Source organism: Marivirga harenae (assembly GCF_030534335.1).
GTDB classification, from domain to species: domain Bacteria; phylum Bacteroidota; class Bacteroidia; order Cytophagales; family Cyclobacteriaceae; genus Marivirga; species Marivirga harenae.
In genome coordinates, this window is sequence record NZ_CP130565.1 from 4,120,619 (window position 1) to 4,134,282 (window position 13,664).

The 13,664-nt window shown below is 34.3% G+C and carries 10 protein-coding genes; 6 read left to right on the forward strand and 4 right to left on the reverse strand.

From position 1 onward, the window contains the following. The first annotated feature begins 80 nt into the window (after nt 1–80). Nucleotides 81–911 (forward strand): hypothetical protein, encoded by an 831-nt coding sequence (locus Q3Y49_RS17585; protein WP_303269944.1) that lies wholly within the window; start codon nt 81–83, stop codon nt 909–911. An 82-nt stretch (nt 912–993) separates the two neighbouring features. Here the strand turns inward: Q3Y49_RS17585 and Q3Y49_RS17590 are convergent, their stop codons facing one another. Next, nucleotides 994–1,626: a helix-turn-helix domain-containing protein gene (locus Q3Y49_RS17590; protein WP_303269945.1), complete on the reverse strand. Its 633-nt coding sequence runs from the start codon at nt 1,624–1,626 to the stop codon at nt 994–996. 141 nt (nt 1,627–1,767) lie between these two features. Between Q3Y49_RS17590 and Q3Y49_RS17595 the strand changes: the two genes are divergently transcribed. From Q3Y49_RS17595 to Q3Y49_RS17615, 5 genes are all read left to right on the forward strand, one after another. Continuing rightward, nucleotides 1,768–2,160, forward strand: coding sequence for a type III secretion system chaperone family protein (locus tag Q3Y49_RS17595; RefSeq protein WP_303269946.1), 393 nt, complete (start codon nt 1,768–1,770; stop codon nt 2,158–2,160). A 23-nt stretch (nt 2,161–2,183) separates the two neighbouring features. Then, entirely contained in the window at nt 2,184–2,876 is a 693-nt protein-coding gene (locus Q3Y49_RS17600) for a PspA/IM30 family protein (protein ID WP_303269947.1), read from the forward strand. A 77-nt stretch (nt 2,877–2,953) separates the two neighbouring features. Then, nucleotides 2,954–3,586: an OB-fold-containig protein gene (locus Q3Y49_RS17605; RefSeq protein ID WP_303269948.1), complete on the forward strand. Its 633-nt coding sequence runs from the start codon at nt 2,954–2,956 to the stop codon at nt 3,584–3,586. 16 nt (nt 3,587–3,602) lie between these two features. Continuing rightward, entirely contained in the window at nt 3,603–5,630 is a 2,028-nt protein-coding gene (locus Q3Y49_RS17610) for a flotillin family protein (RefSeq protein ID WP_303269949.1), read from the forward strand. Nucleotides 5,631–5,780: 150 nt separating this feature from the next. Continuing rightward, nucleotides 5,781–10,637, forward strand: a complete 4,857-nt coding sequence (locus tag Q3Y49_RS17615; RefSeq protein ID WP_303269950.1) for a DNA repair ATPase — start codon at nt 5,781–5,783, stop codon at nt 10,635–10,637. Between the two features lie 43 nt (nt 10,638–10,680). Here Q3Y49_RS17615 and Q3Y49_RS17620 read toward each other — a convergent pair whose 3' ends face one another. From Q3Y49_RS17620 to nhaC, 3 genes are all read right to left on the reverse strand, one after another. Beyond that, entirely contained in the window at nt 10,681–11,427 is a 747-nt protein-coding gene (locus tag Q3Y49_RS17620) for a metallophosphoesterase family protein (RefSeq protein ID WP_303269951.1), read from the reverse strand. A 211-nt stretch (nt 11,428–11,638) separates the two neighbouring features. Further along, entirely contained in the window at nt 11,639–12,223 is a 585-nt protein-coding gene (locus tag Q3Y49_RS17625; RefSeq protein ID WP_303269952.1) for a 3'-5' exonuclease, read from the reverse strand. Further along, nucleotides 12,220–13,662, reverse strand: a complete 1,443-nt coding sequence (gene nhaC / locus Q3Y49_RS17630; protein WP_303269953.1) for a Na+/H+ antiporter NhaC — start codon at nt 13,660–13,662, stop codon at nt 12,220–12,222. Before nhaC ends, Q3Y49_RS17625 begins: the two co-directional genes overlap by 4 nt. Nucleotides 13,663–13,664: the final 2 nt, after the last annotated feature.

The window sequence follows — 13,664 nt, forward strand, 5'->3', positions numbered from 1 at the left end:
ATCTGAGTACTTATTTTTGTCTTATGCCTGACAGTTTTACATGTAAAGATTTTTTATAATGCTTAATAAATTCATAAGCAGTGAAAAACAGGATAATTATTTGTATCGCTCTCATGGTTTTGGGTGAGCCTTTGCTCGGGCAATCTCCTTCCTTAAATACAAGAGATTCCATCAATGTCTTTACCCAAGGCTTATTTATGCAGACAGGTGAGTGGGAAGTCAAACTTTACAACAACCTATACACCCAAATAGAGCCTCAATTTGATAATACAACAAGGAGAAGCAGTTTTAACAGCAGTTTTCTGCAGCTTACAATCGGAAGCAACAAAAACATTAACTATGGCATAGATTTAATTTATAAATCCAATGTCATTAACGATAGAGGTTCGAGTTCTCCATTTGTAGTCTTTGAACTGATGAATAAAAGTCTTCAAAATATTTATATGGGGAATGAGTTTAATACTAACTTCCAGCATGGCCTAACACATGTTGGAGGAAGAGTAAGAGTAAAACCCTTTAAAAATAAGCGCTTTACTTTTCAGCAGGCTATCTATGTCCCTACAGGAGAGTTAGATGAGGGCTTTATTATCAATTCCGACCTTTTTTACGAGAGAATTATACAAAACCGATATATGCTATTTGGAAATATAGGTGCTTGGTATCCCCTTTCTGGAGACATTTTTCCTTATGCAAGGGTGTTTGCTGGTACGTTATTGGCCAAGCGTTTTGGCCCTTTTGTCATGATTAATTTACCCTATGAAATAGGAGCAGGAACGAAATTATTCATCAGCAGAAAAATTGAATTAGAGTTTATGTACACCTATTGGCTACCGATTGAAGCTATAGTCGAAAATCGAAGACCAACTTCCATCAATTTTGGGATACGACTCACTAATTTCAATAATTTCTAAACTTTCAAATTAGCTGTACTGGTTTTTTTTTGATAGTAAACAGTATAAAGCGAGAAATCTAAAAGAACCATAATTCAATAATCTATTTAGCCTTTATTCTCTCTTCCAATTTCAGAAGCCTCTTTTCGACTTTGCTTAAACGTTTTTCGAACGGGTCAATCATTTTAATTGGCTGGTAATTTCCAATAACTTTAATTGAGTTTTGAATAGATGCATATTCAATTTTTATTCTATTCAAAAAGATAAAATCTTCATTAATCTGTGTAACTTTTCCAATTATCGATTCATTTTTGAGTCCAATGACAAACAACTTGTTTTTAATAGGTTCTTCTTTCAATCCAAAAATTAAATCATCAATGCCACAATAAGGGTTTTCATTTAAATCAAGCCCTTTAATGACTATCACATCTTTTGGAAGGAATTTAGCAAGATATTCATCCTTTTTAAGTATTTCGTGCTTTTTGGCTTTGTCCACTATATTGGGCAATTCAAATCCACTTAATTGATTAACAGTAATATTTCTCTTTAATAGATCATCAGTGGTTACATTAAAGACCTCAGCTGTTTTGATTATAGTCTCAATTTTTGGTTCAGCCCTACCCTCTTCATATGAACTAATAACGCCTCTACTTACATCAATTAAATCTGCCAATTGAGATTGTGTTAATCCTCTAACACTACGTATTTTTTTAATATTCTCGCCATATTTTGACATATTCTAATAATTTAAATAACAATATTTTGCAAATAATATTATCATTGAATGCAAATACTATTTGCAAATATAATTTTTTTTATGGATATTGTGCTATTGAATATTCACCAAATCAATTTTAAATATAAAAATAAACCCTTAATGGAACCATATTTCAAAAAAGTTAAAGAGTTTGTTTTGGAGCTCGAGTCTGTAATTCTTTATGAAAGCGAATCAGATAGTTTGTTAGTAGTGGAAAATGAAGATTTAGGTGTAAAAAACATGGTCATTGGAGTAGCATCACCAATAGTAATTATTGAGCAATATCTTTTTGAAGTAAAAGATGAAGGAGACATTTACAAAAAATTGCTGATCAAAAATCGGGATATTGTTCATGGTGCTTTTGTATTAGACGAAAAAGGTGAAAAGGTCATATTCAGGAACACCTTACAAGTGGAGACATTAGACCTTAAAGAATTAGAAAGTACAGTTAACTCATTAGGATTACTACTATCAGAATTTTCCGATGAGCTTGTTTCATTTTCAAAAAATTAAATTAAAAAATAAATAACATACACATGAATGTACTAAGAAGACTATTTAAAATCGGACAAGCTGAAACCAATTCGGCAGTTGACAAACTGGAAGACCCAATCAAAATGGTTGAGCAGGGATTACGAGACATGCGCGAAAATCAAGATGTGGCTATGCGATCTTTAGCAGAAGTTAAAGCTATGCACATCAAAAGAACTAGAGAGTTAAATGAAACTAAGGATGCTGAAGAAGATCTTCAAAACAAATCTGTTTTACTACTAAAAAAAGCTCAACAAGGTGATATCGATAGTGCAGAAGCTGACAATTTTGTTAAAGAAAACCTTAAAAGAAAAGCACAATTGGCAAAAGATATACTTTTAATGAAAGAAGATGTAGCCAACTTAGAGAAACAAGTTGCTACATTAGAGAAGAACGTAAATAGTATTAAGACAGGTATCAAACAATGGGAAAATGAATTAAGCACCCTAAAAGCTCGAGTTAAGGTTAGCAGTGCCACTCAAAAAATCAATAAGCAAATGACGAATATGGATAGTCATAGCGTGGTTTCGATGTTGGAAAGAATGAAGAGTAAAGTAATGCAAGATGAAGCTTTAGCTCAAGCATATGGTGAAATGGCTGATGCCAGCGAAACTCATGAGGAAAAAATGAATAAAGCCATCGAGAATATTTCAGTAGAAGATGAATTAGCGCAAATGAAAAAACAATTAGGAATATAGTTTTCAGAATGAATATTCAAGCTTAATTCAATAAGCAGAAAATAAATTATTACTGAAACTATATTTTTATTTGCACTATGGAGAATTTAATAAATATTGCATTAGCACCTGCGAATTTCATATTAACAATGTTGGCAGCATTAATGGTGTTCTATTGGCTATTAATTATTTTTACAGGCTTAGATTTTGACTTTGCAAACGCAGATGTAGATGCTGATTCGGGAGCAATAGATGCCGGAGAAATAGAAAGCCCTGGATTTTGGAATTCATTTTTATCGTTTTTCTATATTGGAGAACTTCCAGTCATGTTCATAATAACTATCGTAGTGTTTTGCATGTGGCTAATAAATGTAAACATCACTGCTATTCTAGGAATCGAAAATAACCTATTTGGATTCTTGCTTTATATTCCTGGGTTAATAGTAAGTATGCTGATCACCAAAGTAGTGGCCAAACCATTTGTCAAACTATATGCACAATTTAACCATAAAGGAGAAGTAGCGATCGATTTTATCGGTAAAACCGGTAAAGTACTATCTCCTATAGGTTCAGATAAAATAGGTCAATTAGAAATACAGGTAAATGGCGATATTATTAAAGTTTATGCTAAATCTATTGATAATGAACCCGTAGCCTTTAATGAAACAGTTATCATTTTAGAAGAATCACCAGACAAGAAGTATTTTCTTGCACAAAAATTTCCACAATAATTTAAACGCAAATCTTATGATAGAATCATTTTACGTAGCTGCCACGGTAGGCATCGTTGTTTTATTTGGGCTAGGGATCTGGCTCATCTCAATGTACAAAAAAGTAAGCCAAGGACGTGTTTTAGTGCGGACGGGTCAAGGGGGTGTCAAGATTTTCTTTAATGCTGGTATGGTAATTCCTATTCTGCATAAAGAAGAAATCATGGATATCTCTGTTAAAAAACTGGAAATATCCAGAATGACTAAAGATGGACTTATCTGCAAAGACAATATGAGAGCAGATATTAAAGTTGCTTTCTTTGTCCGCGTTAATAAATCTGTTCAAGATATTGTAAACGTTGCCCAAACCATAGGTTGCGAAAGAGCGTCAGATCACGAGACTCTTGAGAGCCTTTTCGAGGCAAAATTCTCTGAAGCTTTAAAAAGTGTGGGGAAGAAATTTGAGTTTATAGAATTATATGAAGCCAGAAGAGAATTCAGAAATGAAATTATTGACATAATTGGTACCGACTTAAATGGATATGTTTTAGATGATTGTGCTATTGATTATCTAGAACAAACTAATGTCATGAACCTAGACGCTGAAAATATTTTAGACGCTGAGGGTATCAAAAAGATTACAGAATTAACAGCTGCTCAAAAGATTAAATCTAACCTAATCCGAAGAGACGAGGAGAAAACCATCAAAAAACAAGATGTTGAAGCTCGAGAAGCAATATTAGAACTTGAAAAACAACAAAAAGAGAAAGAAGAATCACAGCGAAGAGAAATTGAAACAATTATAGCTAGAGAGCAAGCTGAAATCGATACTGTAAGCTCTCAAGAAAAGCTCAAGTCTGAAGAAGTACGTATTAGAACTGAAGAGCAGCTGGAAATACAACAGGAAAACAAACTTCGTCAGGTGATTATTGCTGCCAAAAATAAAGAGAGGGCTGAAGCGGTTGAAACCGAAAGAGTACAAAAAGACCGTGATATTGAAGCCACGGAAAGAGAAAGAATAGTTTCACTTGCTCAAATCGAGAAAGAAAAAGCAGTTGAAATTGAAAAAAGAAACATTCAAGATGCCATTCGAGAACGAGTGGTAATGGAGAAAACGGTGGTAGAAGAGCAAGAAAAAATCAAAGATGTTGTTGCATTGAAAGAAGCTAACAGACTTAAAGATGTAGCGATCATCAATGCTGACAAAGACGCACAACAAAACTTGATTGAAGATGTGAAGGCTGCAGAAGCAAGGGAGAAATCTGCTAAATTTGACGCACAAAAAGTGTTAATTGAGGCTGGTGCTAAGAAAGATGCGGCTGATATGGAAGCAGAGGCAAGGAAAATAATTGCAGATGCTAAAGCCAAAGAAGAGGCTACAATAGGAATGTCAGAAGCACAAGTAATGCATGCCAAAGCTGATGCAAATGAAAGACAAGGCACTGTTGATGCTGTTGTTATTGAAAAAATTGCTGAAGCTAAAAGAAAGCAAGGCCTTGCAGAAGCTAGTGTTATTCAGGAAAAAGCTGTTGCAGAAGCTAAGGGTATCCAAGAAAAAGCCGGAGCTATGAAGCAATTGAATGATGCTGGTAAAGAACACGAAGAATTCAGATTAAAGCTTAGTAAAGAGAAGGAAGTACAATTAGCTGAAATCGGCATTCAGAAAGATATAGCTGATTCTCAAGCAAAAGTACTGGCTGAAGCTTTTAAAACTGCTAAAATTGATATTGTCGGAGGTGACAATACCTTCTTTGAAAACCTTGTTAGACAAGTTTCAAATGGAAAAGGAATCGATAAACTGGTAGAGAATTCCAATACTATTACAAACTTTAAAGATTCTTTGTTAGGAGGAATTGGTGAAGATGGCAAGCCAACTGATATAATCGAAAGGATTAAAGGGATGGCTACCAAGTATGGTATCTCCGCAGAAGATATAAAAAACCTATCTATTGCCGCTTTAATAGCACGTGTTCAATTGAAAGCTTCTGATGAAGATAAAACCTTTCTATCAAACATAAGTAATTTTGTGAGCGGAATTGGATTAGATACCAAAAAGCTAAACTAATACAATCTTAAAAAGACTTTATTACAAAAGGATTTGCTAATAGAGCCTATTCATTTTTGCTACTGACTTTAACCTGAAGTCAGTAGCAAAAATAAATATTACTAATTAAGAAATTCATTAAACCATTTAGGATCAGGGAATAAACCGATTATGGATAATAACATTGAAAGAGGTACCTACGAAATCATCCAAAACCGATTACAGGAGCAACGCGAAAAACTCGTTAACAGACTTCAAGAATTAAATAAAGAACGTCAGAAGATATTTGGGGCTGTTGATTTTAAACTTCTATCAAATGTTCGTATCAAAACGGAGCACAATTGCTTGGCAAGAGATATTATCTCTATTGGCAAAATTTGTTTGTTTGGATATAATGTCAGATTAGGTCTCAAATCAATTCTTGAGATTGATGATGTTTTTAGTGTTTTCCATTTTGAAAACAATGAATTTCATCCTCTTTCTTCTGATATCTTAAAAGATGCTACTTTCTCAGAAGAACTTCAAAATCTATATAAATTCTATCGACACACTCAATTCTCTCGTTTTTTCAAGAAAGGCAGCTTTCTGTATATGGTTTTTCAATTATCTGATAGTCCTACAGATATTAAAGCTTATAAATGGCACATAGAAGATGACAAACTAACTTTTGTGGATTCCCGAAGTGCGGCTGAAGTAGAATTTCCTGCACAGCACGAGTTTTCTTGGTCAAAAGCCACTCGTGACATGCAGAGGACCGGTAAAAATCCCCATATTTCTATTGCAGATAAAGTGTTTGTTGAGACAGTTAACGGCAACCTAACGATTAAAATAGAGGATAATACGGATGATGGGGCTGGAATATACAGTGAAGATGTTGAGCAAAGAGATCAATCACTAGATGATGCTGAAGTCTCATTCTGCGATTTGGGTAATTTAGTGTTACTTAAAATAAAACCCTATTTAGAAAGTAATCGCTACTTCATTTTTAATTATAAGGTTAAAAAAGTTGTAAGAGTAGATACGCTGAAAGATGCGGGTATTCTTTTGCCAGATGAACAAGGGATTATTTTATCCAATGGATATTATTTGCAAACAGGAGAAAATAAAATTTTTGATAAAAGAATAGAAGGGGTGCAATTCTTAAGGAAAATTCAATCCCCAAATGGTGAAGATTACCTATTCGTTTTCTATGAGGAAAAGAACCACGATTTTGTAATCCTCTCTTATAATGTAATAGAGCAAACCGTAAAAACTCCAATTTTCTGCAATGGATACACTTTATTTTCAGATGGTGAAATGTGTTACTTTAATACTGAAAAGAACCCCAGTAAAACACACTTAATTCAAATTTGGCAAACGCCCTACACTAAAGAATTAATCCCTAATGAAGAATTTAAAGATCATGAGCTCTACAAAATAGGGAACAGGATGATTGTAAATGCAATGGCCGAAATCCAAGAACTTGTGGTTTTATTGAATAAAGAAGACAGTTACAACGGACTTTACGAGGATATTGAAAAAAGAAGCCAAGGTATTCTAGATGGATATTTTTGGTTAAAAGGTGATTCCCCAGAAGGCTTAAATCAACCTTTGAAAAAGGTCAAGGAAATTGCCATTTCTGCTATTGATGAATTTGAAAAAGTTAAGGAAATCCGTAAAAAAACAAATGATACCTTATCTGACACAAAAGAAAAAGTAGAAAAAATTCTTTTCGATACGCGAAGAGCTAATTATGAAACGCTAGAAGAATATATATCCTTGCTTTCTCAAATGAGAAGTGTTAGAGGAGAAATTATCGGGTTGAAAAATCTCCGATACATTGATTTGGAATTAGTAGAAAAAATGGAAGGTCAAATAGCTGAAAGAGCTAATGAACTTTCTGAAGCCTGCGTGAAATTTCTTTTACAAGATAATGCCTTAGATTACTACCAAAAGCAAATGAATGCATTGGTTGAATCAGTTCAAGAACTCAAAAAAGTAATTGAAGCAAAAGAATTGGAAAAAGAGTTCGATGAACTTTCCCTACAATTAGAATTACTAATCGATATCGTTAATAATCTTAAAGTAGATGATACAGCACATTCAACTCAAATTATTGAAAATATCTCCTTAATATTTGCACAACTCAATCAGCAAAGAGTTGCACTTAATAACAAGCGAAGGCAACTAGGTGAGCGTGAGGCTAGGGCAGATTTTCAAGCCCAAATGACGCTTTTTGAGCAGTCAGTTGTGAATTATCTTGATTTATCAACCAATCCACAAAAATGTGACGAATATCTTACGAGATTATCGATCCAATTAGAAGAGCTTGAAAGTAAATTTGTAGATTTTGATGAATTCACTGAAAAAATAAGTGTTAAAAGAGAGTCAATTTACGCTGCCTTTGAATCTAAAAAAGTAAACCTCACCGAAGCCCGAAACAAAAGAACCAATTCTTTATTTGGATCAGCAGAGCGAATTTTAAAAGGGATAAAATCAAGAGCTTCCAGCTTTGAAACTGAAATTGAAATAAATGGCTATTTCGCTTCCGATTTAATGATAGACAAAGTCCGTGATGTGGCTGAGCAATTAGAAAAGTTAGGCGATTCAGCTAAATCAGAAGATTTATTAAATCGGCTTCAGGTACTTCAACAAGAAGCAATACGAGCCCTAAAAGACAAAAAAGAACTTTTTGAAGATGGTAATAACGTTATAAAGCTAGGAGAATACCGTTTTGCAACGAACAATCAAAAATTAGATTTAGCTTTGGTCATAAAGGATAAGAAGTATTTTTATCATCTAACCGGCACCTCCTACTACGAGGCAATAGATGCCACAAAAATTCATGATCTAAAAGATGTATGGGAACAGGAATTACCTTCAGAAAATAAAAATGTAAACAGAACAGAGTACTTAGCGTGGAAGATTTTCAATTCACTTAATCAGCGTAAGAAATATACAGACCTTGAATTGAAGAAAGAAATCACCCAATATACTGCAGAAAATTATGGTGAAGGCTATGTGAAAGGAGTTCACGACCATGACGCGCTTTTAATATTAAAAACCTTAATTCAGAAGCATAATGATTTAGGTTTATTGCGTTTCTCTTCGAATGTTAGAAATTTGGCTCAATTATTTTGGCATTTTACTGACGCTGAAAAAAAAGCATATTTCAAAAAGCAATTTGTACTAGTAAATTTACTCAAGCAAGCTTTTCCAAATACTAAAGAGCATACTCATTTAATTGGAAACCTTAGTGCAGCAATAAACAATTTCTCCAAAGAAAATCTTTTACTTCAAAACACCAATTCTCATCAGGCAGCAATTTATCTGGCTGAAGAACAACTTTCAGATGGTTTCACAATAGACAAACTTGCTTTTGATATTTTACAAGATTTTAAAAAAGACCTGAAGTCAAAAAATGCAGACCTAAGTTTCCAAGATGCTCAAAAGGAATTAAAAGACCATCCAGCAGAAAATTGGCATCTCTGCAAAGAATGGGTGATTTCTTTTGTTGAAAACAGTAAACATAAATGCGCTGATGGGACTATAAATGAAGTGGCTTGTTTCATAATGACCAACTCTGCAGATAGTAAAATGGTGCAGTCGATTTCAGGAATTGAAAAAATAGGAAATTTGAAAACTGTTATTGGTAATAATGAACAAGATGAGCATGAATCCACAAAAACTTACCTTTTCAATTACCATGAATTTGTAAATAAATTAACGCACTTTGTAAAAGAAGTAACACCCCGATATTATGAGCTTCAAAAGCTCAAACACGAACTTATAGAAGAAAAAAGAAAAACGTTAAGATTACATGAATTTCAAACTCAAGTTCTTACTTCATTTGTCCGAAACAAATTAATTAATCAGGTTTATTTCCCTTTAATAGGAGCCAATTTTGCCAAGCAAATGGGTGCTTATGGCAATGATAAACGTACTGATCGTTCGGGAATGTTGTTATTAATTTCACCACCGGGCTATGGTAAAACAACCTTAATGGAGTATGTAGCAGATAGACTAGGATTGATATTCATGAAAATCAATGGCCCGTCTATAGGTCAAGAAATAACTTCCGTAGATCCAAATGAAGCACGTAATGCTGCCACTAGACAGGAGTTACAAAAGCTAAATCTGGCTTTTGAGATGAGTGATAATGTGATGCTTTATTTAGATGATATCCAACATTGTAATCCTGAATTTTTACAAAAATTTATTTCTCTTGCGGATGGACAAAGGAAAATTGAAGGCGTTTTTAATGGTGAATCAAAAACCTATGATTTTAGGGGAAAGCGTTTTTGCGTGGTAATGGCAGGTAATCCCTATACCGAAAGCGGGGACAAATTCCAAATCCCAGATATGCTATCAAATAGAGCTGATATATATAATTTGGGAGATACTGCTTCAAACAGAGAAGATCTTTTCCGATTAAGTTTAATTGAAAACGGACTCACTTCAAACTCTTATCTGAAGTCAATTACGCAATTTGGCTTAGAAAACCTTTATAAATTAGTGAAATATATTGAAAATGATGACCAGAATATTCCAGAAATGGAAGGTAATCTTTCCCCTCAAGAAGTACAGGATTGTCTGAAGGTACTTCAAAAAGTCATTTTCATTAGAGATGTGGTATTAAAAGTCAATGGCCAATACATTAAATCTTCTGCTATGAGTGATGATTATAGGGTAGAGCCACCATTTAAATTACAAGGATCTTACCGTGACATGAATAAACTTATGAGTCAGGTGGTTCCTATATTAGAAGATAAAGAGGTAACCCAGTTACTGTTGGATCACTATCAAAACGAATCACAAACCTTAACATCTGATGCCGAAGCTAATCTATTAAAATTAGCAGAGCTTATGGATAATTTAGATGAGGATAAGGTTAAAAGGTGGAATACCATAAAAGAAACATTTGTGAAAAACAACAAAATTAGAGGGTTAGGAGATTCCGACAGGATGTCACAGATTATAGGGCAAATGACCTTATTTGTTGAAGGATTGGAAAATATTGAGAAAGCATTGATTAAACGTAAAAATTAATACTTTTGGGATTATGTTAAAATAGCCATAACATAATCCCCAATTATTCGGCCACTGTAGATTGAACAAAAGTTTCTTGCTCCTCTATCCATGCGGTTAATCTCCCATTTATTTTACAACCTTGATCCAAGTTCAATACATTCCCCATTTTTACAGGTTCGGTGATACCAAATTTTACTGTTGGGGTATGGCCAATGTAAATCGTATCAAATTCAACATTTGCGAGATCAAACCTTTTATCAATTCTGCCCTTTCTTTGGGACCATTTGGCATAAGCACTTTCAAAAAGACTTCTATTCCATAAAAATTCCTGCTGGTTCTGATTTTTAGTTATTCTAAATCCTACATCAGGATCAAATCCAGCATGAACATATAACTTCTTACCAATAATGTGAAAATATTTTAACAGATCGTAAAATTTACTTTTGTGTTTGAGAATTTCATCGTCACTTAATTTAAGATATGACAAATAGGTTGACCAACCATCATTCCTAAGCCATGACGAATACTTGGATTCAATAAATTCATGATTTCTAAACTGTTCTAGTCCTTCATTTAGGGCTTCTATCATCCAAGAATCATGATTTCCCATTATAAAGATATTCTCAAAAGAAGAGTTTTCGTTTATATCAATTAAATGTTCCACTACTTCTACAGACTGCTCAAAGCCGTCAATGTAATCGCCTAAAAATATTAATCGGTCATTATCTATATCAAAATTTGCTTTAAGGAGGACCGCTTTAAGTGATTGATAATTCCCGTGTATATCTCCTATCACTAATGTTCTCATGGAATTGATCTTACGAAAACTCCGTATAAAACGATACAATCCAAAATAGTCGCAAGACGTAATCTTCTACAATTATTCAATGAAACTCTCTATCCATTGGTTTACTATTACATAAATCATCAAAATTATGATTATAGAAATGGGAAGAATCGATCGGACCGAAGCATAAGAACTGAAATAAAGACCCTGAATAGCCTTTAAATGCGATTATTTAAACCCAGCCAATCCTTTCGTAAACCTCATAGACTTTCAAGCCCAAATAGGCATCAGTAGCCGCATAATCAATTTGAGCCTGGGTCAGTTCTGTTTTTTCCCAATTGGAGGTTTGCTGCGCTTTTGAAATTCTTTTCTCCAGAAAAATGGCGGTCAGGTTTTTAGCCCCGCTCTGTAACATCCCGTTTTCTCTCGCAATAGAGCCTATATCTTCAAAACTCTCTGGCCTAAACTTCCTTAATTTTTGAAGGTCTTTTAAATCATCGTGAATCGCTGCACCTGTTTTAATAATAGAAGGATCTTCAAATATTCTGACCAATTCTCCATGGAAACCACACATTAAGTTTCGAATTAGAAAAACCTCCTCTTCAGTAGCCAATTGAATCAGAGAAACAGGATTGTATTGTCCTTTTTTGAATACAGGTTTTGCTTCTGTATCGAAGCCCAAAACGTCAGCTCTCCATAATTTCGGAATCACTTCTTCCCAATCTTCGTCCTTTTCTACCAATGTGATTTCCCCTTCAAATTTCCAAAGTGGCAAATCATTGATTTCTTCTTTTGAAATCTCTTTTACAAAATTCATTTATCCGTAAATCTTCTAATTTTAATGTTAAGGTATGCGAATAGTATCGTCATAAAAGGACTTATAATATTGAAAAACGCATAAGGTGCATAAGTCCAGGTTGAAACGCCCAAAACTGATGATTGCGTAGCTCCACAAGTATTCCAAGGGATCAACACACTGGTAACAGTTCCTGAATCCTCTAAAGTTCTACTTAATACTTCCGGTTTTAAACCTCGCTCTTTATAAGTTTCTGCAAACATTCGTCCCGGCACCACTATCGCCAAATATTGATCGGAAGCTGTTACATTAAAGAAAACACAAGTTCCGGCAGTTGAGGCTACTAAAGAGCCTGTTGAATTCGCTAATTTAATAATAGAAGCAGTAATTACTTGTAACATTTTGGTCGATTCCATAACTCCGCCAAAAACCATAGCACAAACAATCAACCAAATAGTATTTAACATTCCAGCCATACCCCCGGTCGACAACAATTCATTAACCATTTGATTATTGGTAGTGATGCTTATATCTCCATACATGGATAGCATTACCGCTTTATACGATTGCTCGAAGAAATTCGCCCCTCCCCCTGAGATGATTTCAATAATCTCGGGCTGAAAAATAATGGCAAACACTCCTCCTAGCAAAGAACCGATCAATAAAGCAGGAATTGCAGAAATTTTCTTCACAATCATAAAAATGACAACAGCTGGCACTAAAAATAACCACAGATTGATGTTAAATTTATCTAAAATGGCAGCTTGAACTAATCCTACCTGCTCTATATCTGCTTCAGAACTATTTAAAAAACCGAGAACTAAGAATATGATTAAAGCAATTACTATTGATGGAATTGTGGTATAAGCCATATATCGAATATGGGTAAATAAGTCAGTACCTGCCATAGCAGGCGCCAAGTTAGTTGTATCGCTTAATGGAGACATTTTATCTCCAAAATAAGCACCAGAAATAATGGCACCTGCAACAACGCCCTCGCTCAAACCTAAGGTTTGTCCAATCCCTAATAATGCCAATCCTAATGTCGCAATTGTACTCCAAGAACTTCCTGTAGCAACCGAAACTATTGCACTCACAATACATGCAGCAAAAAGGAAGATGGTTGGATTCAAAATATTCAATCCATAATAAATCATAGCGGGTACAATTCCGCTTAATAACCACGTTCCTGCCAATGATCCAATCAACAGTAGAATTAGTATGGAAGACATAGCTGAGCTTATACTGCTCACTATGCCGTCAAGCATTGTTGTCCATTTAAAACCCACTTTCAAGGCAATAATTGCAGCGACCCCAGCGGATAAGATTAAAGCAATTTGATTGGATCCGTCTAAAGTTCCATCGCCAAAAAAGTAAACATTTAAGCTTAACAGTGAAATTAAAAAAACTATCGGAATTAATGCTTGGAGTAATTTTGGCTTGGGCTGCTTGTCAGTCATGT

Bases quoted from the DNA above. Each gene is read 5' to 3' on its own strand.
- Q3Y49_RS17590 (WP_303269945.1), bottom strand. From the start codon at position 1,626: ATGTCAAAATATGGCGAGAATATTAAAAAAATACGTAGTGTTAGAGGA.
- Q3Y49_RS17595 (WP_303269946.1), top strand. From the start codon at position 1,768: ATGGAACCATATTTCAAAAAAGTTAAAGAGTTTGTTTTGGAGCTCGAG.
- Q3Y49_RS17600 (WP_303269947.1), top strand. From the start codon at position 2,184: ATGAATGTACTAAGAAGACTATTTAAAATCGGACAAGCTGAAACCAAT.
- Q3Y49_RS17605 (WP_303269948.1), top strand. From the start codon at position 2,954: ATGGAGAATTTAATAAATATTGCATTAGCACCTGCGAATTTCATATTA.
- Q3Y49_RS17610 (WP_303269949.1), top strand. From the start codon at position 3,603: ATGATAGAATCATTTTACGTAGCTGCCACGGTAGGCATCGTTGTTTTA.
- Q3Y49_RS17615 (WP_303269950.1), top strand. From the start codon at position 5,781: ATGGATAATAACATTGAAAGAGGTACCTACGAAATCATCCAAAACCGA.
- Q3Y49_RS17620 (WP_303269951.1), bottom strand. From the start codon at position 11,427: ATGAGAACATTAGTGATAGGAGATATACACGGGAATTATCAATCACTT.
- Q3Y49_RS17625 (WP_303269952.1), bottom strand. From the start codon at position 12,223: ATGAATTTTGTAAAAGAGATTTCAAAAGAAGAAATCAATGATTTGCCA.
- nhaC (WP_303269953.1), bottom strand. From the start codon at position 13,662: ATGACTGACAAGCAGCCCAAGCCAAAATTACTCCAAGCATTAATTCCG.